The sequence below is a fragment of the Actinoplanes flavus genome, assembly GCF_017592555.1.
Taxonomy (GTDB): domain Bacteria; phylum Actinomycetota; class Actinomycetes; order Mycobacteriales; family Micromonosporaceae; genus Actinoplanes; species Actinoplanes flavus.
On record NZ_JAGFNS010000021.1, the window covers coordinates 1 to 25143 of the forward strand.

Sequence of the window (25143 nt, forward strand, 5' to 3'; positions counted from 1 at the left end):
TGTCGAACGGGGCATCAGCCTGCTTAAACAGCATCGGGCTGTGGCCACCCGGTTCGACAAGCTAGCCGTGCGCTACCTGGCCACCGTGCAGATCGCCGCGATCAACAGGTGGCTATGAACCCACCTTGTAAACACGGCCTAGGAACGTCACTCAGTCATGAGGTCGGTCTGTGCTTGGGTAAACATGTCGACCTCGACCTCGCCACCCGAATCGAGGTTGGGGTCGACCTTGATGGCCTGGTGCTGGTCAGTGCTGATCACCGTCGGCGACGCGACGACGGCGAGCAGGCCAGTGACAACGCTCGCCGTAGCCACCGCGCCCGCCGAGAAGCACCGCCTCGTACGCCGCAACGCGTTTGTGGCCGATGTGTACTGCATGCGCGCCCTCGCAATTTCGCCGACAAATTCCCTTAATGCCCGGAATATACCCTCATAGTCCTCGCGGTGCTGCGAGAACAGGTTCAGGTACAGCAACTGGGCCGGCATGCTTGATTCACCCCCCTTTGTCGCGACGAACCACACCGAGAGCTAGTTGTGGCAGAGGCTGTTGGCTCTCACCCACGTCTCACGGCCGACATCAACGCTGTTGCGGAAACCTTTACCGACAGCTACCGACGGACGCAGCCTGGCGTGTCGCAGTCTCGGCAAGCGTTCGCGGTCGCGCACAAGCAGGAACAATTGTCCTGGGCCAGCCCGCGGAGACCGCGTCAGCATGGTGCTGGCGAGTTCCGCCGGAGCCGGCGCAGGAGGATGAGGGCTGTCAGCGCGGAGACGATCTCACCGAGGGCGAGTGCCACCCAGACCCCCGTCGTCCCGGTGCGGGCGAGGCCGACGACCAGGGGCGCTTTGACGGCGATCAGGGTGCCGATGGCGACGGCGTAGGACAGTGCGGGCCGGCCGAGAGCTTGGCTGTAGGCCGAGATCAGCGGTGTGACGCCCGCGGCGATGAACCCGACGGCGATGATGCGCAGGGCGTACCGGGCGGTGTCGGCAACCTCGCCGTCGGGCAGGAACAGCGCCACGAGCGGTTCGGCCAGCATCGCGACCACCGTCGCGGTCGCCGTGCCGTAGAGGACGGTCGCGCGCAAGGCCAAGGCTTCGGCGCGCTGGACCCGGTCGTGGCGGCCGCTCCCGGCGTTGTAGCCGACGACGGGTTGCAGGCCCTGGCTGATGCCCAGTTGCGGCATCAGGACGAACGTCTGGATCCGGGCGCACACGGCATAGGCGGCCAGAGCAGCCGCGCCACCCGAGCCGGACAGGGTGTTGTTGACCAGCACCGCCAGCAGGGTCGCGCCGAAGCCGGCCAGGAAGGACGGGGCGCCCACCCCGACGAGGGCGCGCACGGTCGGGCCGTGGGGGCGCAGGTCGGCGCGGGTGATGCGGTAGGGCCGGTCGCGCTGGAGGAAGAAGAACCAGATGCTCATCGCCGCGGAGACGGCCTGGCCGCCGACGGTGCCGAGGGCCGCGCCGCGGACACCCCAGCCGAACCCGAAGATCAGGATCGGGTCGAGGGTGATCTGGACCAGGACCGGTACGACCCACAGCAGGGTGGAGAACCGCAGGCGGCCCTCGGCACGGACCAGGCTGGAGAAGCCGGTCGACACCAGCGCGCCGCAGAGCAGCACGATCGTGTAGTCGCGGGTCAGGTCCCGGGTGGCGGGGTCGGTGCCGAGCGCGGTGAGCAACGGTTCGATGCCGATCAGGCCGGCGACGGTGATCAGGACGGCGGCGGCCCAGAAGACGGCGAAGGCGTTGCCGGTGGCGCGGGCGGCGCCGGCCGGATCGCCGGCGCCCAGACGGCGGGAGACCAGCGAGGCGCCGCCCGCGCCGACGGTGGTGGAGACAGCGCCGAGTACGAGCAGGACCGGGGCGGCGAGGTTGACCGCGGCCATGGCGTCGGCGCCGACGCCTCGGGCGACGAACCAGGCGTTGGTGAGGGCGTAGACGCCGTAGACGCCGACCGACAGCGTGGTCTGGGAGCAGGTGTGCCACAGCAGCCGCCCGATCGGCCGGCTGCCGAGCATCGCCGCGCCCGGGGTCGGGCGCCGGTCGGTGGAACGGTTCAGCGAGCCTCCCTGCCGAACAGTGCCATCACCTCGTGCAGGCGTTCGCGGGCCCAGTCGTACTGGGTGGTGTCGGTGTGGCCGCGGTAGTCGGTTTCGATGATCATGATGAGGATCAGGTAGAGGGTGTAGAGCTTGCGGCGGCGCCGCTGCGTGGCGGTGAGCTCGTCGTGCCCGTAGCCGCGCATGAAGGCCGCGGGGTCGCCGAAGGCGGGCAGGTCGACGGCGGTGAACCCGGCCTCCATCAGCGGATCGCCGTAGAAGGCGCGTTCGTGGTCGATGATGGCGATGATCTTGCCGTCGCGGATCATGACGTTGCTGTCCCACAGATCCCACTCGACGAGCCGGGGTTCGGTGACCTCGTCCAGGCAGTCCTGGTTCTGCGCGATCACCCGGCGGATGAGGTCGTAGTCGTAGCCGAGGGCGACGTCACGGCGTTCGCCGTCGGCGAGCACGTCACCGATCATGCGGTTGAAGCAGGCGCGCCAGGTGGGGTCGCCGGGCCCGGCGAGGGGGCCGAACGCCGTACCCCGAATGCTGTTGATCTCGCGGGTGGCCGCGCCGAGGGCCTCGTTGTAGGTGTTCCGCTCGGCCGCGGTGAGGGTGTCCTTGACGATGCCGAAGTTGTCCGCATCGATGTAGGGCATGAAGAACCAGTCGGCGTCGCAGAGTTCGTGACCGCGGTCGGCGTAGTCGACGTGCGGGACCGGAACACTGGTGTTCTCGGCGATCAGGCGCAGGGTGGCGAGTTCGATACCCATCGCGCCGTGCTCGTAGGTCATCACGTCGATGTGCGACGGTGGAGCGATCTTGAGCACCACGTCGGAGTCGTCCCGCAGCCGGATCCGATAGGCCACGTTGAACCAGCCGTGGCCCATCTCCCGCAGCCAGTCGTCACCGTCCGGGACCTGGTGCGGGCCGTAGGCTTTGGCGATCATGGCGCGGAGGGTGTCCGGCGACTGGCGGTTCTTGGTGATGCTTTCCATCGGTGCCTCGATTTTGCTGACGGGGGTGCGCGATGTTCGTTCCGGTGACTCGCGCCGCGACGACGAGAACGACGCGGACGGTACGCGTGAGAGCGCTCTCAGCACCAGTGGTTTCGCGGCTCCAACCGCCCGTGCTGTCCCGCGGCACGAGCTCGACCGGCACACGGCGCCCCGTTACGTACCCATGTACATAACGGGGCGAAGGGCAGGCGGGAGTCGGTCACGGCCTACGCCGTTCGGAGCGCCTCGGTCGGTGCCATTCGGGCCGCGCGGAGGGCCGGAAGCAGTCCCGCCACCGCGCCGATGAGCATCGAGGCACCCAGCCCACCCGCCCACGCGAGTGGGGGTACCACCGTCTCCCAGCCCTTGACCTGGGCATAGGCCAACGTGGCCAGCACCCCGGCACCCACCCCCACCGCGCCACCGATCGCCGCGAGCAGGATCGCCTCGGACAGGAACTGGGTTCTGATGTCACCCCGAGTCGCGCCGAGGGCCCGCCGGAGCCCGATCTCGGAGCGGCGTTCCAGCACCGAGATGACCATGGTGTTGGCCACACCGATCCCACCGACCAGCAGGGCGACCGCACCGAGACCGAGGAACAGTCCGTTGAACGCGGACTGGGCGGCGGCCCTGGCGATCAATGCCGCGGACGGCCGGCTGACGGTGATCTCGTCCGGCGTGGCCGGGTTGGCCGTCGCGGCGAGCACGTTGTGGACCGAGGTGACCTGGTCGGGTTGCGACAGCACGTACACCTTGGTGGAGTGACCGTCGAAGTCCAGGTAGTGGGCTGCCGACTCGTATCCGATGAGCACCGAGGTGTCGATCTCCGGAGTCAGCTTCGCCGGGTTCAGGATGCCCACGACGTAGAACCACTGGTCACCGACCCAGATCCGCTGGTTCGGGATCAGGTGGTGGATGCCCAGCCGTTGGGCCGCGTCGGCACCCAGCACGGCGACCGGCTGGGTCGCGGTGGCCGCGTCGAGGTACTGCCCCTGAGCGACCGAGGTGCTGACGGCGGCGGGCAGGCCGAGGCTCGCGGCGTGCACCGACAGGCCGTTGGTGTTGACCTCCGGTATGTACGGGGTGCGGTACACCTTGGCGGTGACCTCGCCGGTGCTCTGCACGTTCTCGACCGGGCCGATCCGGGAGATCATCGGCACCGCGTCCTCGGGCAGCTTCGCCGCCTCGCCGGACATCGTCTGGCCGGGCTCGACCGTGAGCAGGTTGGTGCCCAGTTCGTCGATCTCGGACAGCAGGCCCGCCTGGGAGGAGGCGGACAGGCCCAGCACCGCGACCATCGCCGCCACCCCGATCGCGATGCCCAGGGCCGACAACGTGGCCCGGACCCGCCGGGTACGCAACCCGACGCTCGCCACCCTGGCGAGGTCGACCGGATGCAGCCGTACGGTAGCCGTCGCCGGCATGTCAGTCCCCCTCCGCTAAGGTCCGGTGCTCGTGCTGAGCGACATCGGCGACGATGTGCCCGTCCAGCACCTCGATGCGGCGCGGCAGCTTGGCCGCCAGATCGCGGTCGTGGGTGATCACGGCGATCGTCGTGCCCTCCTCGTTGAGCCGGCGCAGCAACTGGTAGACCGACCGGCCGGAGACACTGTCCAGATTTCCGGTCGGCTCGTCGGCCAGCACGATGGCCGGACTGCCGACCAGCGCGCGGGCGATCGCGACCCGCTGCCGCTCACCACCGGACAACTCGGCCGGACGGTGGTGCACCCGATGACCGAGGCCCACCCGCTGCAGTGCGATGCCGGCCGCGCCGATCCGGTCGCGGTGCCGGGTGCCCGAATAGAACAGCCCGTCAGCGACGTTCTCCAGGGCCGTGGCGTGGTCGGCCAGGAAGAACTGCTGGAACACGAAGCCGATCCGGGTCGCCCGCAGCCGGGCCAGAGCGCGGTCGGACATCTGGGCCACGTCGTCACCGAGGACCCGGACCGTTCCCGCGGTCGGCCTGTCCAGGGTGCCCATCACCTGCAGCAGGGTGGACTTCCCGGAGCCCGACGGACCCACGATGGCGACCAGCTCACCCCGATGGATGGTGAAGGTGGCGCTGTCCAGCGCCACCACCGGGGAGAGACCCGGGTAGACCTTCTGAACGTCGTCCATCTGGAGCACCGGTTCGCTGCGGGGCGGTGCGGTGATCGCCTCCTGCGGGACATCCCTGTCGTCCGTGGCCGTCTGCCTTCCCGTCATGACGCCGGCACCGCGACCTTCTGTCCCTCGGCCAGGCCGTCACCGGAGACCTCGACCCGGCCTTCGCCGTCGTCGATCAGTCCGGTCTCGACCCGTACGAGTGTGTGTGCCCCCGTGGCGGCCACCACCTCGACCGCGTACCCGCCGCCGGCGAGGGCCAGCAGCGCGCTCACCGGAACCGAGAGGACGTCCTCGGACACGTCGGAGACGATGGCGATCTGCACCGGGGTCTGGTCCAGGGCGCCGGTCTCCTCCGGTTTGGACAGCTTGATGGAGACGTCGACGGTCGTCTTGTCGCCCTCGGTGGACGCGATCTTGCCGACCGCCGACACCACGCCCGGCGTGGACTTGCCCGTAGGCATCGTGACCGTCACCTTGTCACCGGCCTTGACCTGCGACTGCTGACTCGCGTTCAGCCACAGCGCGGCCCGGCGTTCCGTGGACGACGCCTCCAGGACGGTCGTTCCCGGGGCGACGCCGGCACCGACGGTCGAGGCGACCGAGGTGATGCGCAGTTCCTTCGCCGGCAGAAAGATCACCTGCCCGAGCGGCACCGAACCGGTCTTCTCCAGCTTCATGGCCTTCTGGAAGCGCCACACGGCCCAGTAGGTCTGCTTGCCGAAGTAGTCGGAGTCCGGGTCGATCTGGCTCCTGGTGGCGTACTTCAATGCCACCAGGGAAGCGTTCAGCTGCCGTACGTCGGCGCCCTTGAGGCCCCGCTCGAGCGCCCGGTACGCCGGCAGGTGGGGCCCCGTCATGAAGATCACTGGCTGGCCGTCCACCCGGTAGATCGGCTTCCCCGCCTTGATCACCTGTCCGGCCGACGGCGCGCCGGTGAGTTTGCCGTCGGCGTTGTTGACCACCTGGTAGGAGCCGGCGTAGCCGAGCTTGCCGTTCTGCAACGACGTCGCGGAGATGTCGCCCCTGGTGACGTCCGCCAGCGCGAACGGCGTCCTGTTCTGGTACGTCGCCTGCTCGGCCTGCTTCTCCCCGGGGCGCAGGACCACGACCGTCGCGGCCCCGGTGCCCGCCAGGAGCAGGACGACAACCGCCGCCGGCCACCGGCGTCGCGCCCGGTTCGCCTGAGGTTCAGTGCGGGTCTCCGTCTGGCTCACTGACCGGCTCCACCCTGCGGCGCGTCCTCAGGGATGGTCGACTTGTACTGCTTGCACGCCTCTTCGGCGGCCTTGTACTGCGCTGACTCCGGGTCTGGGCCGTCGCCCTTGCGGTTGGCGAAATCGCCGTTGGCGTCCGGGTCGGAGAAGCCGGTCGCGCCGTTCTCACGCATGCACTTCGCGTACTTGAGTTTGTCCTCCCGCGACCAGGTCTGCCCGCCCGCGTCGCCGCCGTTCTGCGGCTTGCCCTCGGGCTTGTACCGCGCGCATTTCGCCTCGGCGTCCTTGAATTCCCTGGAGTTCGGGTTGATCCCTTCGGGCAGGGCGAGAGCGCCGTTCTCCGGGTCGGGAAAGTCCGGGAGACCGTTGCTGCGCAGGCAGTTGGCGTACGCGGCGAGGTCGCCGGTGCCACTTCCGGAAACGGCCGGCGCCGACGCGGCCGAATCGTCCGGCAGCGACGCCACCGCATTGTCTCCCTCGCCGGAGTCGTTGTCGCAGGCCGCGCCGACCACTGCCGTCACCAGCAGTAGAGCGGTGACGCCAATGCGGCGAAGCCATCCGATGCGCGACACGTCGGCGCGCTTGATCGTGAACATCTCGTCCTCCTGGTGCGACCGGTGTTCTTGCCTCGGCGACTTTCTATCGGAGGACCGGTTTCACCTACGTTTCACGATCACGTCGGGCAGGCCGACCGCCGCGATGCTGAAACCTCCGGGAAACCGCCGCCGGAGCATCATGGGGAAGCTGATGCAGGACGGCTGGGGCTCGGGATACGAAGTGGAGGGTCCGGCGAGGATGCGAGTGCTGGTGGTGGAGGACGACGAGGAGATGGCGCAGATCGTCGCCGTCGGGTTGCGTCAGGCGCACATGGCGGTCGATGTGACATTCGACGGCGTCACCGCGCTGGAGCGGGCGACCTGCAACGGCTATGACGTCATCGTCCTCGACCGCGATCTTCCGGGCATGCACGGCGACGACGTGTGCAACGAGCTGATGACGGCGGGCTGCCGCAGCCGCATCCTCATGCTCACCGCGGCCGCCACCACCGAGGACCTGGTGGAGGGCCTGAACCTGGGGGCCGACGACTACCTGCCGAAACCCTTCGACTTTCCGGCACTGGTGGCGCGCGTCGGCGCCCTCGCCCGCCGGGTCCAGCCTCCGGTGCCTCCGGTCCTGCGCCAGGGTGACCTCGTGCTGGACACCGCCCGCCGCACCTGCACGCGAGGCGGCCACCCGCTCGATCTGCGCCCGAAGGAGTTCGGTGTGCTGGAGATCCTCATGGCCGCCGACGGCCGCGCCGTCTCCGCGGAGGAGCTGCTGGAACGCGTGTGGGACGAGTCCGCCGACCCGTTCACCAATGCCGTGAAGATCGTGATGAGCCGGCTGCGGGCCAAGCTGGGTGATCCGCCGATCATCGAGACCGTCGCCCGACGTGGTTACCGCATCCACGAGGATTGAGGAACCGACGTGCCGCTGCCTTCCCGCCTGCCACGCCGTACCGTCCGCCTGCGGCTGGCCGTGCTCTTCGGCCTGCTGTTCTTCGGCATCGGCGCCACCCTGCTGATCATCACCTATCTCCTGATGCGGTACTCGATCATGCACATCGGCTCCGGCCCGCAGGACGGCGCGCAGATGGCCCCGGCCGGGCAGGCCGCACCGTCGCCCCTGCTGCCGGAGGTGGGCGGCGGCACGGGTCCCCGGCAGTCGATGGAATTCTCGATGCCGGCGACCGAGGCCGCCCTGGCGAGCCAGCGGGTCGTCGTGTTGCAGACGCTCTGGGTCAACTCCGCCATCGCGCTCGCCATCATGTCGGCCGCCTCGGTCGTTCTCGGGTGGCTGATGGCCGGGCGGGTGCTGCGCCCGCTGCGGACCATCACCGCGGCCACCCGCCGGATCTCGGCCACCAGCCTCGACGAGCGGCTGTCCCTGCAGGGGCCCGACGACGAGCTGAAGGAGCTCGGTGACACCTTCGACGGCCTGCTGAGCCGGCTACAGGTGTCGTTCGAGGCCCAGCGCCGCTTCGTGGCCAACGCCTCCCACGAGCTTCGCACCCCGCTGGCCCGGCAACGGGCCCTCGGGCAGGTGGCGCTCGCCGACCCGAACGCCTCGGAGGAGTCTCTTCGCGTCGCTCACGAGCGCATCCTGGCCGCCGGCGCTCAGCAGGAACGGCTCATCGAGGCGCTGCTCACTCTCGCCCGGGGCCAGGCCGGCATCGAAGTTCGTGAGCCGTTCGACCTGGGTGACCTCACGCGGGAAGCGGTGACCAGGCGCCAGGCCGAAGCAGAGCACCGGCTCCTCGCCCTTCGCTCCGGCATCACGCCGGCCCCGATGGCGGGACACCGCAACCTCACCGAACGTCTCATCACGAACCTGATCGACAATGCCATCCGGCACAACACCCCCCACGGCTGGCTCGAGGTCGACGTCACCACCGTCGGCGCCCGTGCCGTCCTCACCGTCCGCAACAGCGGCCCCGTGGTCCCGCCGGAGGCGATCGACCGGCTCCTGCAGCCCTTCCAACGCCTGCGGACCGACCGGACGGCACACACCGACGGGCTCGGGCTGGGTCTGTCCATCGTCCAGGCGATCGTCCAGGCCCACGACGGGACCGTGCACATCGCTCCCCGCCCGGGTGGCGGGCTCGCGGTCACCGTCACGTTCCCCGAGGCGCCCGTGCACACCACGGCGCCGCCCCGGTGACGTGACCGGCGTCCCGGTGTCCGTCAGTTCGCGCGATCAGAGGCGGAGGACTTCGGGTCCAGGTAGGGATCGGCTTCGGCCCGGGCCGTGAGACAGTTCGTGGGGATCGTGTCGACCATCGTTCCGGCTCCGTTCTGGGCCCGGTAGCGGACCAGGGCCGCCCACTCGCAGGCGCCCTCGACCACTCCCGCACGACGGGCGCCACCGCGGTGCACCCACACCGGGTCGCCCGGCCGGTACACCACCGCGGATCCGGAGGCGGCCGGGCCCGGCGGGGGCACCGGGACGGCGGCCGGCTCGTACGTCCCGGTGTGGTCGCCGGTCTTGGTGGCCACCACCCAGGTGATACCGGCCTTGTCGGTGGTTTTCGCGTGCCGCTTGGCGCTGAACATGGCCTGGTCCGCGCGGCGCAGCAGGTCGGGAAGGTCGCCGGAGCGCCCAGCCGGCACGACGCCGATCGAGGCGGTGACCGACAGGGTGTGGCCCCGCACGTTCATCGGCGGCGCGATCGCGGCGCTCAGCGCGCCGGCCACCTCGTGCCACCACGTCGGCGGGACATCGGCGCGCGGGGCGCGCGGCAGCGCGGCGAACTCGTCACCGCCGAACCGGGCCACCAGGGGGTCACCCAGGCAGTCGACGATGCGCCGGGCGACCACGCAGAGGACCTCGTCACCCGCATCGTGCCCGTAGGTGTCGTTGATGGGTTTGAAACCGTTGAGGTCGAGGATCAGGACGGCCGACGAGTGGTCGTCGTCGCGCAGCAGGTCCGGGGCGAGGGTGTGGAAGAGGCGGCGGTTGGCGAGTCCGGTGAGGTCGTCGTGGCCTGCCATCCATTGGAGTGAGGCTCGCTCCTGCTCCATCTGCTGGACGTGCGCCGCGAGTTGATCGATGCGGGCCTGGAGGCGGGCGGTTTCGGGCTCGGTCCTCGGCTGAGTGTCATCCGACGGAACGCCGCCCGTGTCGGCGGCGGCAGGATCGAGGATCCGCATCGGCCGTCCTCTCCGATCTCTGGCGGACCAGCGGGAGCTGTCGAGTCGACGGCGAGGGGTCGCCAAGCGCCACAGTGGAATCATGGCAGCCGGCCTGGGCACGTGCAAGATTTCACGTGGACAACTGTCACGGTGACATGATGCATGCGAAGCACGTTTCGGCTACTTTAGGTGCGTGCTCTTTCGTGGTGAAAGAGCCGCCCGTGGACGTGAAATCCTGATTTTGCACTTCGGGCAGGCATTGACGGCCGCGTCCAGCCACTCACTCGGTGGCAGGACGATCACCCACAGTGATCAACTCGGGGGAGGGCACTGATGAGTAGTGAAGGTGGCTGGATCATCTCCAGCAGGTCGACAGGCAACGGAGGCAGTTGCGTCGAGGCCCGCCGCCAGGACGGTCTCATCGAGGTCCGCAACAGCAAGGCACGCGAGGCCGGCACGGTGGTGTTCACGATCGAGGAGTGGGACTCGTTCCTGTTCGGCGCCAAGCGCGGCGAGTTCGACAAGCTCCTGACCGACTGATCAACCCCATTGCGCGATAGCCGGCGACGCGGGCGAGGACCCGTTTCTCAGGTCGTCACCGGAACTCCGCGACCGGCACGGAATCTCTGCTGATGAGGTCGAAGACCCGCCGGTACTCGTCAACCTCGACCTGCTCCTCCAGGTAGAGGGCACCGACGTGGGATTCGAGGTAGACCACGTCGGGATCGTCCGGGTCGTCGAACTCCAGGATCCGGAACGCGCCGGCCATCGCCGCGTGCGCCCCGACCGAGAACGGCAGGACCCGGACGTCGGCCGTACCCTCTCGAGACAGCCGTCGTAGATGCTCGATCTGGCCCTTCATGACCTGCTCGCCACCGACCGGCCGGGTCAGCGTTCCCTCGCCGAGCACCGTCACGAGGCGGATCGGAGGGTTGCGCGCGAACAGCGTCTTCTGCCGCTGCATGCGAAGGTTGATGTGGCGCTCGGCGACCTCCTCGTCGGCCGGTTGCTCGGCGCCGAAGACGGCTCGCGCGTACTCCGGGGTCTGCAGTTCGCCGGGAACGACCTCGCCGTCGTACCCGAACATGCGGGATGCGGACGCCTCCAGCCCGACATACAGCTTGAACCACTCGGGGATGACCGGGCTGGCGTCCCACCACTCCTGCTGTGACGTGCCCAGCGCGAGGTCGGCAAGCGCGTCGGTGACGCTCTGGTCCGCACCGTAGAGCCAGCAGAGGGCGCGGACGTTTGCCCCGGTCACCGGCACCTTGCCCGTCTCGATGCGGTGCAGCGTCGGCTCCGAGATGCCCAGCCGCGACTGCACCACGTCCCGCCGGCTCATCCCGGACGCCGTGCGCAGCCGCGTCAACCGCCGCCCCAACGCCCGCCGCACGACGCGTTGGCCTGTGACCGGCACGCCCTACCTCCGCCTTGCCAACCCCTATGGACGGTGACGCCGATTACCGTACCCGCAAGGCCGCATTGTCAACAGCCAACCCGTCGTTGCACCTTCAACGAGTTGGGGGGACGAGCCGGTGTTCGCCGGTCGAACCCGGCGGCTATGACCGGCGCCACACGATCGGCCGAAATGAGGATTCCTCGCATCCCTGCGGCGACGCAGAATGCGGCATGGATTCGCCATTGACGACCATCGGGCTGCCGATCGCGCTCGGCATCATCATGCTCGGCCTCGGCCTCGGTCTCACCGTCGCCGACTTCCGGCGCGTCGGGCGGTACCCGAAACCGGCGCTCATCGCCCTCGCCTGCCAGGCGTTGCTGCTGCCCGCCTTCTGCTTCGGACTGGTCGTCGCCCTGGACCTCGAGCCCGAACTCGCCGTCGGGATGATGCTGCTCGCGGCATCGCCCGGCGGCACCACGGCCAACCTGTACAGCCACCTCTTCGGCGGGCACGTGGCGCTCAACGTCACCCTGACCGCGGTCAACTCGGTCCTCGCGGTGGTCACGCTGCCGGTGGTGGTGAACCTGTCAGCCGGATACCTCCTCGCCGACAGCACGTCGATCGGGCTGCAGTTCGACAAGGTGCTGCAGGTCTTCGCCATCGTGCTCGTGCCGGTCGCGATCGGCATGGCGATCCGGGCACTCCGGGAAGGGCTCGCCGACCGGCTCGCCCGGCCGGTCAAGATTCTGTCGGTGATCGTCCTGGTCGCGGTGATCGCCGGGACGCTGCTCAAGGAACGCGACAACATCGTCGAATACCTGGCCGCCGTCGGCGTCGCGGTCCTGATCTTCAACGTGGTCAGCCTCGCCGTCGGGTACGGCGCGCCCCGCCTCGCCGGGGCCGGCCGGCGCGAATCGATCGCCGCCGGCATGGAGATCGGCATCCACAACAGCACCCTGGCGATCACCGTGGCGGTCAGCCCGGCCCTGCTGAACAGCACGGAGATGGCGATTCCGGGCGCCGTCTACGGCATCGTCATGTTCTTCACCGCGGCCGCCTTCGGCTACCTCGTCACCCGGCCGCGGGCCACCCGGCCCAGCAGTGCCGACGCCTGAGCGACCGGGCCGGCCGGCGACCGGGTCAGTCGACCAGACCGGCCCGGAACGCGGCGATGGCCAACTGGACCCGGTTGGTGGCCGCGAGCTTCTCGAACAGGCGGGTGATGTGGCTCTTCACGGTGGCTTCGCTCATGTGCAGGGCGCGGGCGATGACGGCATTGGCGTGACCGAGCCCGATCTGTACGAGCACCTCGCGCTCCCGTTCGGTCAGCGGACGGAGCCTGTCGAGTGCCGCGGCCCGGCTGCGCGACCGGTCCTCCGCGGTGAAGCGCTGGATCACCTGGCGGGTCACGCTCGGTGACAGCATGGCGTCGCCCGCGGCGGCGAGGCGTACGGCTCGCAGCAGATCGGCCGGTGGCGTGTCCTTCAGCAGGAATCCGGTGGCGCCCGCCTCGAGGGCCCGGAACACGTCGTGGTCGGTGTTGAACGTGGTGAGCACGATGACCGCCGGTGGTCGCGGCCTGGCCCGGATGGCCGCCGTCGCGTCGAGCCCGTCGAGGCGGGGCATGCGGATGTCCATCAGAACGACGTCGGGCCGGTGCCGCTGCACGGCGGCCACCGCCGCCTGACCGTCACCGGCCTCGTCGACGACGGTCAGGTCGTCGCTCGTCTCCAGGATCATCCGCAGGCCGGCCCGGATCAGCGCCTCGTCGTCGGCGAGCAGTACTGAGATCATCGAACCTCCGGTCGAGGGTCCAGCCAGGGTACGACGGCGGACAACTGCCAGCCTTCCCCGGTCACCGGACCGCTGCGCAACGACCCGCCGACCAGCCGGATCCGCTCCGCCAGGCCCACCAGCCCGGCCCCGGAGCCGGGCAGGTCCATCGGTGCGGCACCCGTCTCGTTGTGGACGGACACGGCGACGCTCCCGTCCCCGGTACGGCTCACCGACACGGTCGTCGGCGCCTCGGGTGCGTGTTTGTGGGCGTTGGTCAGGCCTTCCTGGACGATGCGGTACACCACCCGGGCGGTGGCCGCCGGCAGGTCGCCGGCCTCGTCGTGCAACTCGACCGGGTGTCCCGCTCGGCTGGACGCCCCGACCAGTGCGCTCAGGTCCGGGAACTGCCCGGCGGTGGCGGCCTCCGATGCGGGTGCCACGTCGGTACGCAGAACGCCCAGCACCTCACGGAGGTCCACCAGCGCCTCCCGGGCCGTGGTGCGGATCAGCACCGTGCCGTCGCGCAGTTTCGGATCGTCGGTGGCGCGCAGTTCCAGCGCACCGGCGTACAGGGCGATGAGCGACATCTTGTGGGCCAGGACGTCGTGCATCTCCCGGGCGATGCGGGTGCGCTCGGCGGCGCGGGCCTGCTCGTCGCGCAGCAGCCGCTCGGACTCGGCCCGCCGGGCCTGCTCCTGCAGGGACGCCAGCAGTTCGTCGCGGGTGGCGAGATTGATGCCGGCCAGGACCACCAGGCCGATACCCAGGGGCGGGAAGGCGACGTTGTCCAGGGTCAGCCGGCCGGTGTCGAACCAGGACCACCCCACGAAACCGGCCCACGCGGCGAGCCCGCACAGCCAGCGGCCGCGACGTGACGCGTACCGGGCACCGTGGTAGAGCCCGATCAGGAGCGGCCCGGGATTGCCGGCCAGCGCGAACGTACCCGCACCGGTGACCGCGCCGGCCACCGGCCACCGGCGGCGAAGCCACACGGCCACGCTGCCCAGCGCCCCGGACACCGCCACGACCGGCCACGGCAGCGGCGACCAGGGCGTCTTCACCGCCAGCACACTCAGCGCGAGACACACCAGCACCAACGCGGCATCCGTCAGCCTGGGGTCCCAAGGTCGCGTTCGCATGTCGGCAGCCTAGGCAACGCCGCCCGGGCGGCCACTGCGACTTTCGTCGACGATCGGGGCTCGCCTGGTGCGCCTTTCGTGGGATTCCGGCGCCGACCGCGCGGCGATGTGCCGGCGCACCGGTCAGCGGCAGGCTCGGCATCGCCCGCCAGCGATGAGACCCGAGGAGCACCACGATGAGAGCCCTGACCCGCCGGACACTGATCAGCCTGGCCCTCGGCTGCGTGGCGGTACCGGCCGTCGCACCCGCGCAGCCGGCCGCGGCGGTGCCGGCCGCGTGCCCGCCGGCCACTCCGGCCGCTGTGGCCGGGTTCTTCGACGGCGCCCTGCCCACCCGGTTGACGGCCGCGCGGGTGCCCGGCGCGGCGGTGTCGGTCGCCGCCGACGGCGCCACGGCCTTCGCCAAGGGGTACGGGATGGCCGACACCGCACGTGCCGTGCCCTTCGACGCGTCCCGTTCCCTGGTACGGATCGCGTCGATCTCCAAACTGTTCACGTGGACGGCGGTCATGCAGCAGGTGGAGGCCGGCCGCCTCGACCTCGATGCGGACGTGAACCGGTATCTCACCGGCTTCCAGGTGCCGGCCACCTACGACCGGCCGGTCACGCTGCGGCACCTGATGAGCCACACCGCCGGTTTCGAGGACGTCATCACCGGCACCGGCGCGCGCGACGCCGCCGACGTGCCGCCGTTGGGCCGGTACCTGGCCGACCACATGCCCGCCCGGATCCGCCCACCCGGTGAGGTCTCCGCCTACTCGAACTACGGGGCCGCCCTCGCCGGCCACATCGTCAGCGAGGTCAGCGGTGAACGCTACGACCAGTACGTCCAGCGGCACCTGCTCGACCCGCTCGGCATGGCACACAGCACCGCCGCCGAGCCGGTGCCCGCCGCCCTGGCCCCCGATCTGGCCCGCAGCTACGACACCGACCTCACCCCGCCGAAGGTGTATCCGTTCACCTTCGACCGGATGCCGCCGGACGGCTCGATCACCACCACCGCGGCGGACATGGCCGGCTTCATGAACGCCCACCTGCACGAGGGCCGCTTCGGTGCCGGGCGGATCCTCACCCCGCAGACCACGGCGCGGATGCATCAGCGTTCGTTCACCGCCGACCCGCGCGTCGACGGCTATGCCCACGGCTTCAAGGAACGCACGATCAACGGTCACAGGGTCCTGATGCACGACGGCGGTTGGGAGGGTTTCACCAGCATCATGATGCTGGTGCCGGACTGCGACCTCGGACTGTTCCTCACCATGAACAGCCTCAGCGGCGGCAACCCGGACCTGCAGAGGCTCGTCGACGACTTCTTCGACCGGTTCGCTCCGGAGCGTGGTGCCGCCGGCGGCGGGCAGGCCGACCCGGCCACCGTCGGCGCGGCGCGGCCGGCCGGGCCACAGGCCGGGTTCTACAAGCCGACCCGGCACAACGCGACCTCCTTCGAGAAGTTCACCACTCTGCTCTCGCCGTCCCGGCTGGCCATCGACGATGCCGGCACGGTCACGTTCCGGCAGAAGACGTGGACGCCGCAGGACGACGGCCGGTATCAGGCCGCCGACGGCGACCGGCTGGTGTTCCTCGTCGGTACGGACGGCCGGCACTACGTGGCCACCGACGGATCGGCGGCCGAACTGATGTCGCGTGCCGAGACCCTTCCGGTCAACCTGGGTGTGCTCCTGGCCTTCCTGCTGCCGGTCCTCGGCGTGCCGGCCCTGGCGATCGGCTGGCTGGTACGCCGGATCCGGCGGCGCCCGGCCGCAACGACGCCGGTCTGGCGGCTGGCGCGCCGGCTGGCGGTGGCCGCGGCCATGCTCGGTGTGGTGTTCCTGGGCGGGTTGATCGTCACGGTGCTGACCCGGTCCGGCGAGTTCCTCTACGGCGTACCGCTGAGTTTCCGTTTGCTGTTGGGCGTGCCGGTCGTGGCGCTGGCGGCGGCCGTGGCCGCGACGGGTGTGACGGTCACCGGCTGGCGCGGCAGTGGTGCCGGCCTGGCCGCCCGTGTCCACCAGGTGGCCCTGCTGACGGCGATGGTGGCCCTGACCTGGTTCCTGTGGCAGTGGAATCTGCTCGGCTGGTGAGGTGTGCGGGCGGTGACGCGGTGCCGGGACTCCTCCCGGCACCGCGTCGCGGTGGTCAGCCGAGCGGTTCGATGCGGATGTTGCGGTAGCGCACGTTCGCGCCCGCGTCGCCGTGGTCCTGTAGGCGGATGGGGCCGGGCGCGGCGTTCTCGGCCGCTCCCCCGCCGGTGGGCCCGTCGATCGCCACGTCGTTGTGGACGGTGACGCCGTTCCACACGACGGTCACGCGGGCGTTCTCGGTCTTGGCGCCCGAACTGTTGAAGCGGGCCGCCCGGAACGTGATGTCGTAGGTCTGCCAGGTCTCCGGCGCCCGTGCGGCGTTGCTGTCGGGTGCCTTCTTCAGGTAGATGCTGCCGGCCTCGTCGTTGGCGAGCGTGGTGTCGCCGTACGAGTCGAGGACCTGAAGTTCGTAGCGGTCCTGGAGGTAGATGCCGCTGTTGCCACGTTGCTGGCCGGTCACGTTCGACGGCAGTGTGGGTTCCCACCACTCGACGTGCAGTTTGAAGTCGGTGAAGGTCTGCCGGGTGCGGATGTCACCGCCGATGACCTCCATCGACCCGCCGGACAGTGGCCAGTTCGCCGCGGTGCCGTCGGATTTCTGCCAGGAGTCCAGGTCGTCTCCGTCGAACAGGACGACCGCGCCGGATCCGCCGCCGAGGATCCAGTGCTGGTTGGCGCCGCCCACGTACTCCCAGATGTGGATCTGGGTGCCGTCGGCGGAGCTGGCGGTGGCGACGTCCAGGACCTTGCCGGACTGCGGGTTCAGGATGGAGCCGTTGGGTTGCGGCTGCCAGACCTGTGCCGCGGAGCCGTTGCAGGTCCACAGCTGGACCTTGGTGCCGTTGGTGGTGCCGCCGTTGTCGACGTCCAGGCATTTGCCGAGGGCGCGGAAGGTGGTGCCGGCGCGGCTCCAGTTCTGGGCGTTGCTGCCGTTGCACGTCCAGAGCTGGATCTTGGTGCCGTCGGCGGTCCCGGCGTGGTCGACGTCCAGGCATTTGCCGGCGAGACCGATGATCGGTGCGGTGCCGCCGCTGATGGTGATGGCGTCGAGGTTGACGTGGCCGTCGTCGCCGGTGTCGTACCGGTAGGCGATGGTGTTCGCGCCGGCGTTGAGGGGGATGCTCTCGGTCTTGGTGGTCCAGTTCGCCCAGGCACCGGTGTCGGCCAGGCTGGTCTGCCCGACCTTGGTGCCGTTGGCGTACACGCTGATCTTCTTCGTACCGGTGAAGGGGTTGGGCCCGTTGGCGTAGCGCAATGCCACGTCGTAGGTGCCGGCCGCGGCGACGGTGACGGTGAACGTCGTGGTGGCGCCGACGGTGCCGTAGCCGGCCACGAAGCCGGAGCCGGTGTATCCGGTGTGGTTGCTGGCCACGCCGGCGCTACCGGACAGGCCGGCGTTCTCCGCCTGATAGGTGTTGCCGATCGGCGGCGGGCCGCTGGTCAGCGAGTTGAGGGTGTACCAGGCTTCGGTGCTCCAGAGCGTTTCGCCGGTGTCGGCGGAGAACGGGCGCGGCGATCGTACGTGCACCACGTGCCCGGCCTTGAGGCCGTCGATGGCCAGGGTGACCTTCTTGCGGTCCGCCGACAGGCTGGCCGAGGTGATGTTCAGGGCCTGCTCGTCGATCTTGGGGCCGCCGTAGGTGGCGGTGGGCTGATACCGCCATTGTTTGACCACGTATCGTGCCGCCAGCGCGTTGGCCGTCTCGGTGGACAGCGGTTTGGTGTATTCGAGTTCGAAGCCGCCGTTCTTCGCGCGCATGGCCAGGATGTCGAAGGTGTTCTTGCCGTTGGGGCTCAGCTTCTGCAGACCGTAGGTGAGCTTGCCGGTCTGTCCCCAGTTGCCGCCGGCGCCGAGGCCGCCGGCGTAGATCGCGCCGTCGGGTCCGATGCTGAGCTCCGACACGCCCGCTTCCAGCCCTTGGGTGAGCCGGAACAGGGCGCCCTGGTACTCGCCGTTGACCTTTTCCAGGTAGGCGCGCTGGATACCGCCGTAGGTGACGTCGCCGATCAGCAGCTGCCCGGCGTAGACGCCCTCCTTGACCAGTACCGGTGTGCTGGGCGAGTTGGCGATCTCGTTCTGCGGCATCCACAGCACCGGTGCGGTCACCGGCTTGGCGTCGAACGGGCCGGGCGGGGTCGTGTAGTGGTTGAAGAAGCGGTCCTGTTTGATGTGCAGCAGTTTGGAGGAGGGCAGCCAGCCGCCCTGGTTGTCGGTGACGAACAGGCCGTTCTCCGGTCCCCAGCCGATGCCGTGCGGGGTGCGCAGGCCGCCGGCGACGTAGGAGACCGCGCCGGTGTCCTTGTTGACCTTGATGGTGGTGCCGCGGTTGGCGGCGGGCTGCGGGCTGGTGGTGTTGCCGCCGTAGTTGATCGACACCGACAGGTTGAGGTAGAAGTTCGGCGCCTCGTAGAGCAGGCCGAACGCGAATTCGTGGAAGTTTCCGCCGTACGGCCAGGTCGCGACGCTCTGGTACTGGTCGGTCACCTCGTCGCCCGTGGTGTCGACGAGCCGGGTGAGCCGGGCCTTCTCCGACACGTAGATCACGCCGTCGACGATCTTGAGGCCCATCGGCTCCTTGAGTCCGCCGGCGACCTTCTTGACCGTCACGTTGCCCGGGCTGGTGGTGCCGGTCGCGTTGCCGAGGATGAAGACCTCGCCCGCCGACGAGGTGCCCGAGTCGTCCGCGCCGCCCCAGGTGAGCACGGCGAGGCGGCCGTCGGGGAACCAGTCCATTCCGGTGACCTTGGGCTGGAAGGTTCCGGGCCGCAGGTTGGTCAGGTCGTAGCCGGGGTGCACCCCGGTCAGCGGTAGGCCGTCGCCTGGGCTGTCGCCGGCGCTCTCGCATTCCTTGCGGCCGGGTGCCGTCACCCGGACGACGCCGGCGTCGGTGCTCAGGGCCGAGTTCGGCACCACCGTGAAGGCGGTGGCGCCCGGCGCGCGCCATTCCAGGGTGAGCGTCTGCCCGCCACCACGTTCGAAGTAGTCGATCCGCAGCGGGTGGATGCCGGCGGCCAGGGTGATCGTGCCCTCCTTGGCCGTCGCTCCGTGCAGGCCGTCGTGGTTGATCACCAGGGTGTCGGCGACGGAGAGCCGGGAGCCGTCGTCGCTGGTCAACCGGAACGTGTAGGCGCCGGCGGCCGGGACCGTCACGTTGCCGAGCACCTGGGCGACGAAGTTGTCCTCGATGCCGAAGTCCCCGCCGGTCCAGGCGATGGTGGGCATCAGCTTGTCGATGTTCGGGGTCTGGGCGGGCTTCAAGGTGCAGATCTTGTCCAGAGGGGTCTGGACATCGAAGACCCGCAGCGTCACGCCCGGCTCCTGCGGGGGCGGTGCGGCGTGAGCGGGCAGGGCGGTCGACGCGCCGGCCGCGGCGGCGAGGCTGAGGGTCACCAGCGACAAGAAGACTTTCCGGTACGGCGTTATGAGCATCCGTTCTCCTCGGGGGATGGAGGCGCTCGGGGCTCCGGAGGTGGATCCGCTGGCGCCGGAGGTCCCTTGAGGAGGCCGTGCGGCGTCACATGCCCTTGACGCGAACGTGTGGAGGGCGTCACCGTAGGACGCTTTTCGCGCACCGGTCCAGATCTTCGAGGTGTTCGAACGGAACTTTCATCGACACATGCGAAAGTTGGCTTTCTGAAGGTAGTTCATGATTCGAGAGCACTTGACAACACCTCGAAAGGTGTCGATCGTTAACGTTCTTTCCGGATCCGGGGTGGCCGGTCGTGGTCAGCCCAGCGGCGCGGTGTAGGCCCGGGGGCCCAGCGCCGACGCCACGTCCACGAAGGCCCGTGCCCGCTGACTCAACCCGCCGGTGCGCCCGGCGAAGTCCTCCATCGACACCGACGTGCGGCCGGCCAGCTCGTGCCCGGTCCACACCCCCATCAGGCGGCCCTCGGTGAGCAGGACCGGCCCCTCGGTCAGATCGGGTTCGCGGGCCGACCACGGTCTTGCCGCGTGTCGCGCCTGGAGGTGGTCCTGCCGGTGGTCACCGAGCCGTGGGGACAGCGCCGGTTCCAGGTCGCCGGACCGGACGGGCTGCTGGTCGAGGTTCTGCAGACGGTGGCGCCGGACCCGCAGTGGATGGCCGACAACGGTTTCGGCCCGGTTTGACGGTCGCGACCCCTGCGGGGTCCCATGGTCGAGGGGGCCCGGGGGGGGGGGGGCACCAGGACCCCCCCGGGGGGGTCCCTTGGTCGATCCGCACGGTGGCGCAGTGGACACTTGCACCACCGTGCTGATCGACAGGCCCATTTCACCAGCCCCTGAAACGCGCGAACCGATCAAACCGCCCCCACCGGCCCGGCGCCGGAAACAAGATCGGCGCTACGTTGATGAATATGTTGTTAAGCTTCATCAAATGATCGTGGCCTTGACCTGTATCGATGCCCCGATTTGATGGCGAGCATTCATTCCAGCCATAGATGGCTCTCACTGTGCGCCCTATAGTCGCATTGCTGCACGGGGACAAAGAGTAGATCAATCGATCACGACCCCCGTCTGCCCGGCGGCGGATGCAGTAAATCACTGCATTCGAGCCGATTCCTGCGAAAGGGGACACATGCTACGACGCCTCCGATCACTTTTCGTGGCGATTCCACTCGCCGGCGCACTCGTCGGGGCGGCCCTGGCCGCCCCGGTCGAGGCCGCCCCCGCGTCCGGCAGCGTCGGCACCTCCGTCGCGCCGGCCGCCGCGCGTTCCGCGGCAGGTTACTGGACCGCGGAGCGCATGCTCAGCGCGAAGCCCGTGCCGGTTCCCAAGGTGGATGCGGCCACCAATGCGAAGCTGTCCGAGCAGGCGAAACCCCAGGGAGCCGCCGGCAAGATCAACGGTTCGGCCCCCTTCGTGCAAGGACAGAGGTCGGTCACACAGCTCGCCGATCCGGGCTCCAGCGCCGCCACGTGGAGCTCGACGACCTCGCCGCCCGGGGCGACGTCGGGCAAGGTCTTCTTCGTCGGGGCCGACGGCGGCAACTACGTCTGCTCCGGCAGCACCGTCAACAGCGGCGGCAAGAACCTCGTCTTCACCGCCGGGCACTGCGTCTCCAACGGCTCGGGCACCTGGTACAACAGCGCACCGTGGGTCTTCGTGCCCGGCTACAACAACGGCAACGCGCCGTACGGGCAATGGACGGCCCGCCAGCTCTGGACGCGTACCGCGTGGCACAACGGCGCGAACCGGGCCGAGGACATCGGCGCGGCGGTCATGTTCACCAACGCCGCCGGCACCAGAATCGTCGACTATGTCGGCGGGCAGGGCATCGAATGGAACTATCCCCTGTCGCAATATCAGTTCCAGTTCGGCTACCCGTCCAGGACTCCGTTCAACGGGCAGATCCTCAAATACTGCACCGGGCAGTCGTACAGTGACGGCGGACACAACGGGATCAACTGCAACATGACCGAGGGCGCCAGCGGCGGGCCGTGGCTGGACGACTTCGATGGCACCTTCGGCTGGCTCGACTCCGTCAATAGTTGGGTCTTCTGGAACTCCAGTGGCGTTCGGTACAAGTGGAACGGCCCCTACTTCGGAAATAACGCACGCGATTTCTACAACACCGTCGCCAACCTGTAAACAAACCGAAGGGTGCCGGGCGAATGCCTGGCACCCTTCGCGTGAAACCGGGAAGCTCGCCGCGGCGTCCCATCCGTCGACGACGAAAACGGAGGATCCCGATGAGCACTTCCCGCATCACCGTCATGATCGCGATCAGCGTGCTGACCGTCCTGTTCGGATGCGCGGCACCGGACACCGGAGCGGACGACGGCGGTGTGCTCACCGTGCAGGAGGCACTCGACGTCGGGACCGGACAGGTTCGGGTGCGCGGCTACATCCTGGTCACGAAGGACCAGGTGACGCACCTCTGCACCGGGCTCGCCGGCTCCTATCCCCCGCAATGCGGCACCCCCGCCCTGGTCGTCCAGGGACTGGCCGCCGACTTGATCCCGAACCGCGAGTCCGCCCAGGGCATCGTGTGGGGTGGCGAGACCACCGTCCAGGGCACCCTCGCGGACGGCGTGCTGAGCGTGACCTGAGTGGGCGCTACGGACACTCCACCGGTGTGAGCGGGTCGGTTCCACCACCGGCGGACCCTTATGTCCGCCTGTCGACCGATGACCGTAAGATCGCCCGGCATCGTATCGATGCTCGGTATGCGAAGCATGCGATCGGCCGACACCCGTGCGGACCTGCCTTCCGACGGTTCCGCCGATACCGAGCGGTCATGACTCGTGGTGCGGCGGCTCCGTGACGCCGCACCACGGCCGTGTGGAGGGAGCGGGAATGGTTCGGGAGATGTCGCGCCGCAGACGCCGATGGGTGGCGGGCGCCACCGTCGGGACGGTCGTCGCGGGAGGAATGGCGCTGTCGGTGGGGACCGCCCTCTCCGCCGAGAACGACCCCGCGCCGCAGCACGACCACGCCACGGTCCACGCCCTCGCCGCCGGCACCGCCCAGGTGATCGTCGGATCGAGCCGGGTCGCGCTGAACCAACCCGCCGAGCCCCACCTCGGCAAGATCCTCCCGGCGGCGAACGCCCACGTCACCGGCATGTACTCGCCGCAGGCGGCGTGGCCGTTGGTGGGCATCCACATGGCGCTGCTGCCCAACGGTCACGTGGTCAGCTACGGGACGCCGCCGAACACCGCGCAGCAGGGCGGATTCTCCTACGACGACTGGGACCCGGCCGCGGGTGTCGGCGCCGGCGCGCACCGGCAGGCGACGTCCCCGCACCACTACGACGCCTTCTGCAACTCGCTGGAACGGCTGCCCGACGGCCGGCTGCTGATGGTCGGCGGCAACTCCACCACCGCGACCATGGTCTACGACCCGGCGAACGGCCGGCAGACGATGGGCTCCCCGCTGAACCGGCAGCGGTGGTACGCCTCCGTGCTGCGCCTGCCCGACGACCGGATGCTGGTGCTCGGCGGCGGCAACTCCTACAACGTCGACGCGTTCCAGAAGCCGAACGACAACTCCACCGTGGCCACCACCCCGGAGGTCGGCACCGGCACCGGCCAGTGGACGCGGCTCACCGGCGCGGACAGCGCGGTCGCGTTCGGCGCACGGGACAACCGCTGGTGGTACCCACGGGCGTACGTCGCACCGGACGGCAAGGTCTTCGGCGTCTCGTACGATCGGATGTGGAAGCTCGACCCGGCCGGCGCCGGACGGGTGACCCCGTTGGGCACCCTGCCCGTGCCGATCGGCGTCTCCGGCTCCTCGGTGATGTACGCGCCCGGCAAACTGCTGTTCGCCGGCGGCGGCCAGTACAACAACGGAAGCAACCAGGTCGCCACCAACCGGGCCACCCTCGTCGACATCAACGGCGCGAAGCCGGCCACCGCCGCGACCACCGCGATGCGGCTCGCCCGCAACTGGCTCAACCTGACCGTCCTGCCCAACGGTGAGGTGCTCGCCAACGGCGGCACCCGGGTCGGCACCCAGGGCGGCGCGGCCAACTCCCAGTACGACTCGGAGATCTGGAACCCGGCCACCGGCCGGTGGCGTAACGCCGCCAAGGCGCAGCGTATCCGCAGCTACCACTCCACCGCGGTGCTGCTGCCCGGCGGTTCGGTGCTGACCGCGGCCGGCGGGGTGCCCGGGCCGGAGGACAACTTCAACGCCGAGATCTACTACCCGCCGTACCTGTTCACCAAGGGCGCCGACGGACGGGTGCGCTGGGCGAACCGGCCGCGGATCACCGGCATCAGCGGCTCGCTGACCTACGGCGGCAAGGTGTCGCTCGGGCTCGCGGACAACCGCAAGCTGGCGTCCCTGTCGCTGATCCGGGCCACCAGCGTCACTCACTCGTACAACACCGACCAGCGGCGGGTGCCGCTGTCGTTCCGCCAGATCGGCCCCGTGGTGACCGCCACCATGCCGGCGAACGCGAAGCTGCTGCCGCCCGGCACGTACCTGCTGTCCGGGGTGGACGGCAACGGTGTTCCGACGCCGTCGCAGATGGTCACGATCAAGCGGTCCGGCGCGGGCACGGTCACCGTGTACGACCGGGACCGCACCACCGCGGACGTCTCCGGCCCGACCAGCCGGGTGCGGTTCCCGTCCACCGACGGTTACCTCCGGGCCGGCGACCGGATCCGGGTCGAGGCGAGCGATCCGAGCGGCATCTCCGGCGCCGAGCTGCTGATCAACGGCAAGCCGGCCGACAGCGTCAAGGCTCTCCAGAGCGACGGCAGCGCCTCGCTGCGCTGGGACCGTGCCGCACGTGACGGCGCCGCCACGATGACCGTCCGGGTCTACGACAAGCTCAACAACGTCACGGTGACGACCCGGAAGGTGCTGGTCGACAACCAGAAGCCGGCACTGCGCCTCACCGGCGCGCCCAAGAACGACAGCACGCTGAGCAAGAAGGTGACGATCTCCGCCACCGTCAGCGACAAACGCGGCGTCAGCCGGGTCGAGATGCTGGTCGACGGCAAGGTCGCGGCCGTCGACAGGACGGCCGCCTACCAGTTGGTCCTCGACCCGGCCAGGTACGGCCGGACGTTCACCGTGCGGTTGCGGGCATACGACAACGCCGGAAACGTCGTCTACAGCGAGAACCGCACGTACCGGCGCTGAGACCGGCACCATCGGGATCCGGCCCCGTGCTCAAGCGGTGGGCGCCGGCCTCCCTCGTTCGATCATCGCCTCGGCGGGCGGCCGGGCCCCGGCCCCGGCGGCCCGCCCCCACCCCCAGCCGGGGCG

22 protein-coding genes and 1 pseudogene are annotated in these 25143 nt (G+C 69.6%); 10 read left to right on the forward strand and 13 right to left on the reverse strand.

The features are described 5' to 3' along the window. Positions 1–118: pseudogene (locus tag J5X75_RS46570) on the forward strand (IS5 family transposase); the annotation flags it as partial. Between the two features lie 29 nt (positions 119–147). Here the strand turns inward: J5X75_RS46570 and J5X75_RS28340 are convergent. The 7 genes from J5X75_RS28340 to J5X75_RS28370 all read right to left on the reverse strand — a co-directional run bounded on the left by J5X75_RS28340 (position 148) and on the right by J5X75_RS28370 (position 6965). After that, complete coding sequence (locus J5X75_RS28340; protein ID WP_208470572.1) at positions 148–486, reverse strand: hypothetical protein; 339 nt, start codon at positions 484–486, stop codon at positions 148–150. A 221-nt stretch (positions 487–707) separates the two neighbouring features. Beyond that, positions 708–2024, reverse strand: a complete 1317-nt coding sequence (locus tag J5X75_RS28345; RefSeq protein ID WP_208470573.1) for an MATE family efflux transporter — start codon at positions 2022–2024, stop codon at positions 708–710. 38 nt (positions 2025–2062) lie between these two features. After that, on the reverse strand, positions 2063–3049 hold the full coding sequence (locus J5X75_RS28350) for a phosphotransferase family protein (protein WP_208470574.1): 987 nt from the start codon (positions 3047–3049) through the stop codon (positions 2063–2065). 227 nt (positions 3050–3276) lie between these two features. Then, positions 3277–4473 (reverse strand): ABC transporter permease, encoded by a 1197-nt coding sequence (locus J5X75_RS28355; RefSeq protein ID WP_208470575.1) that lies wholly within the window; start codon positions 4471–4473, stop codon positions 3277–3279. 1 nt (position 4474) lies between these two features. Beyond that, positions 4475–5176 (reverse strand): ABC transporter ATP-binding protein, encoded by a 702-nt coding sequence (locus tag J5X75_RS28360; RefSeq protein ID WP_208470676.1) that lies wholly within the window; start codon positions 5174–5176, stop codon positions 4475–4477. 74 nt (positions 5177–5250) lie between these two features. Beyond that, positions 5251–6369: a peptidoglycan-binding protein gene (locus tag J5X75_RS28365; protein ID WP_208470576.1), complete on the reverse strand. Its 1119-nt coding sequence runs from the start codon at positions 6367–6369 to the stop codon at positions 5251–5253. Further along, positions 6366–6965, reverse strand: coding sequence for a hypothetical protein (locus J5X75_RS28370; RefSeq protein ID WP_208470577.1), 600 nt, complete (start codon positions 6963–6965; stop codon positions 6366–6368). Before J5X75_RS28370 ends, J5X75_RS28365 begins: the two co-directional genes overlap by 4 nt. Before the next feature lie 199 nt (positions 6966–7164). On the opposite strand from J5X75_RS28370, the gene J5X75_RS28375 reads away from it, so the two are divergent. Next, complete coding sequence (locus tag J5X75_RS28375) at positions 7165–7827, forward strand: response regulator transcription factor (protein ID WP_208470677.1); 663 nt, start codon at positions 7165–7167, stop codon at positions 7825–7827. A 9-nt stretch (positions 7828–7836) separates the two neighbouring features. Then, positions 7837–9069, forward strand: a complete 1233-nt coding sequence (locus J5X75_RS28380; RefSeq protein ID WP_208470578.1) for a sensor histidine kinase — start codon at positions 7837–7839, stop codon at positions 9067–9069. Positions 9070–9092: 23 nt separating this feature from the next. On the opposite strand, the gene J5X75_RS28385 is transcribed toward J5X75_RS28380, so the two are convergent. Then, positions 9093–10058 (reverse strand): GGDEF domain-containing protein, encoded by a 966-nt coding sequence (locus tag J5X75_RS28385; protein ID WP_208470579.1) that lies wholly within the window; start codon positions 10056–10058, stop codon positions 9093–9095. Positions 10059–10373: 315 nt separating this feature from the next. On the opposite strand from J5X75_RS28385, the gene J5X75_RS28390 reads away from it, so the two are divergent. Further along, positions 10374–10580: a DUF397 domain-containing protein gene (locus tag J5X75_RS28390; RefSeq protein WP_208470580.1), complete on the forward strand. Its 207-nt coding sequence runs from the start codon at positions 10374–10376 to the stop codon at positions 10578–10580. Between the two features lie 55 nt (positions 10581–10635). Here J5X75_RS28390 and J5X75_RS28395 read toward each other — a convergent pair whose 3' ends face one another. After that, positions 10636–11457, reverse strand: a complete 822-nt coding sequence (locus J5X75_RS28395) for a helix-turn-helix domain-containing protein (protein ID WP_307798313.1) — start codon at positions 11455–11457, stop codon at positions 10636–10638. 212 nt (positions 11458–11669) lie between these two features. Between J5X75_RS28395 and J5X75_RS28400 the strand changes: the two genes are divergently transcribed. Beyond that, positions 11670–12554: a bile acid:sodium symporter family protein gene (locus J5X75_RS28400; RefSeq protein ID WP_208470582.1), complete on the forward strand. Its 885-nt coding sequence runs from the start codon at positions 11670–11672 to the stop codon at positions 12552–12554. A gap of 25 nt (positions 12555–12579) precedes the next feature. On the opposite strand, the gene J5X75_RS28405 is transcribed toward J5X75_RS28400, so the two are convergent. Together J5X75_RS28405 and J5X75_RS28410 are read right to left on the reverse strand one after the other, a co-directional pair. Beyond that, positions 12580–13233, reverse strand: a complete 654-nt coding sequence (locus tag J5X75_RS28405) for a response regulator (protein ID WP_208470583.1) — start codon at positions 13231–13233, stop codon at positions 12580–12582. Then, a complete protein-coding gene (locus tag J5X75_RS28410) occupies positions 13230–14354 on the reverse strand; it encodes a sensor histidine kinase (protein WP_208470584.1) in 1125 nt (374 codons plus the stop codon). Before J5X75_RS28410 ends, J5X75_RS28405 begins: the two co-directional genes overlap by 4 nt. 176 nt (positions 14355–14530) lie before the next feature. Here J5X75_RS28410 and J5X75_RS28415 point away from each other — a divergent pair, with 176 nt between their 5' ends. Beyond that, on the forward strand, positions 14531–16435 hold the full coding sequence (locus J5X75_RS28415; protein WP_208470585.1) for a serine hydrolase domain-containing protein: 1905 nt from the start codon (positions 14531–14533) through the stop codon (positions 16433–16435). Positions 16436–16490: 55 nt separating this feature from the next. On the opposite strand, the gene J5X75_RS28420 is transcribed toward J5X75_RS28415, so the two are convergent. Both J5X75_RS28420 and J5X75_RS28425 read right to left on the reverse strand, forming a co-directional pair. Beyond that, positions 16491–19865 carry a 3-keto-alpha-glucoside-1,2-lyase-like domain-containing protein gene (locus J5X75_RS28420; protein ID WP_208470586.1) on the reverse strand — a complete coding sequence of 1125 codons (3375 nt, stop codon included), beginning with the start codon at positions 19863–19865 and terminating at the stop codon, positions 16491–16493. Between the two features lie 297 nt (positions 19866–20162). After that, a complete protein-coding gene (locus tag J5X75_RS28425; RefSeq protein WP_208470587.1) occupies positions 20163–20318 on the reverse strand; it encodes a hypothetical protein in 156 nt (51 codons plus the stop codon). 72 nt (positions 20319–20390) lie between these two features. On the opposite strand from J5X75_RS28425, the gene J5X75_RS28430 reads away from it, so the two are divergent. From J5X75_RS28430 to J5X75_RS28445, 4 genes are all read left to right on the forward strand, one after another. After that, entirely contained in the window at positions 20391–20546 is a 156-nt protein-coding gene (locus J5X75_RS28430; RefSeq protein ID WP_208470588.1) for a VOC family protein, read from the forward strand. A gap of 475 nt (positions 20547–21021) precedes the next feature. Further along, positions 21022–22008, forward strand: a complete 987-nt coding sequence (locus tag J5X75_RS28435) for a trypsin-like serine peptidase (protein WP_208470589.1) — start codon at positions 21022–21024, stop codon at positions 22006–22008. 101 nt (positions 22009–22109) lie between these two features. After that, on the forward strand, positions 22110–22469 hold the full coding sequence (locus tag J5X75_RS28440) for a hypothetical protein (RefSeq protein ID WP_208470590.1): 360 nt from the start codon (positions 22110–22112) through the stop codon (positions 22467–22469). Between the two features lie 259 nt (positions 22470–22728). Next, entirely contained in the window at positions 22729–25017 is a 2289-nt protein-coding gene (locus tag J5X75_RS28445; RefSeq protein WP_208470591.1) for a galactose oxidase-like domain-containing protein, read from the forward strand. Positions 25018–25143 lie beyond the last annotated feature (126 nt).

Bases quoted from the DNA above. Each gene is read 5' to 3' on its own strand.
- J5X75_RS28340 (WP_208470572.1), bottom strand. From the start codon at position 486: ATGCCGGCCCAGTTGCTGTACCTGAACCTGTTCTCGCAGCACCGCGAG.
- J5X75_RS28345 (WP_208470573.1), bottom strand. From the start codon at position 2,024: ATGCTCGGCAGCCGGCCGATCGGGCGGCTGCTGTGGCACACCTGCTCC.
- J5X75_RS28350 (WP_208470574.1), bottom strand. From the start codon at position 3,049: ATGGAAAGCATCACCAAGAACCGCCAGTCGCCGGACACCCTCCGCGCC.
- J5X75_RS28355 (WP_208470575.1), bottom strand. From the start codon at position 4,473: ATGCCGGCGACGGCTACCGTACGGCTGCATCCGGTCGACCTCGCCAGG.
- J5X75_RS28370 (WP_208470577.1), bottom strand. From the start codon at position 6,965: ATGTTCACGATCAAGCGCGCCGACGTGTCGCGCATCGGATGGCTTCGC.
- J5X75_RS28375 (WP_208470677.1), top strand. From the start codon at position 7,165: ATGCGAGTGCTGGTGGTGGAGGACGACGAGGAGATGGCGCAGATCGTC.
- J5X75_RS28385 (WP_208470579.1), bottom strand. From the start codon at position 10,058: ATGCGGATCCTCGATCCTGCCGCCGCCGACACGGGCGGCGTTCCGTCG.
- J5X75_RS28390 (WP_208470580.1), top strand. From the start codon at position 10,374: ATGAGTAGTGAAGGTGGCTGGATCATCTCCAGCAGGTCGACAGGCAAC.
- J5X75_RS28400 (WP_208470582.1), top strand. From the start codon at position 11,670: ATGGATTCGCCATTGACGACCATCGGGCTGCCGATCGCGCTCGGCATC.
- J5X75_RS28405 (WP_208470583.1), bottom strand. From the start codon at position 13,233: ATGATCTCAGTACTGCTCGCCGACGACGAGGCGCTGATCCGGGCCGGC.
- J5X75_RS28410 (WP_208470584.1), bottom strand. From the start codon at position 14,354: ATGCGAACGCGACCTTGGGACCCCAGGCTGACGGATGCCGCGTTGGTG.
- J5X75_RS28415 (WP_208470585.1), top strand. From the start codon at position 14,531: ATGAGAGCCCTGACCCGCCGGACACTGATCAGCCTGGCCCTCGGCTGC.
- J5X75_RS28420 (WP_208470586.1), bottom strand. From the start codon at position 19,865: ATGCTCATAACGCCGTACCGGAAAGTCTTCTTGTCGCTGGTGACCCTC.
- J5X75_RS28425 (WP_208470587.1), bottom strand. From the start codon at position 20,318: ATGGGGGTGTGGACCGGGCACGAGCTGGCCGGCCGCACGTCGGTGTCG.
- J5X75_RS28440 (WP_208470590.1), top strand. From the start codon at position 22,110: ATGAGCACTTCCCGCATCACCGTCATGATCGCGATCAGCGTGCTGACC.
- J5X75_RS28445 (WP_208470591.1), top strand. From the start codon at position 22,729: ATGTCGCGCCGCAGACGCCGATGGGTGGCGGGCGCCACCGTCGGGACG.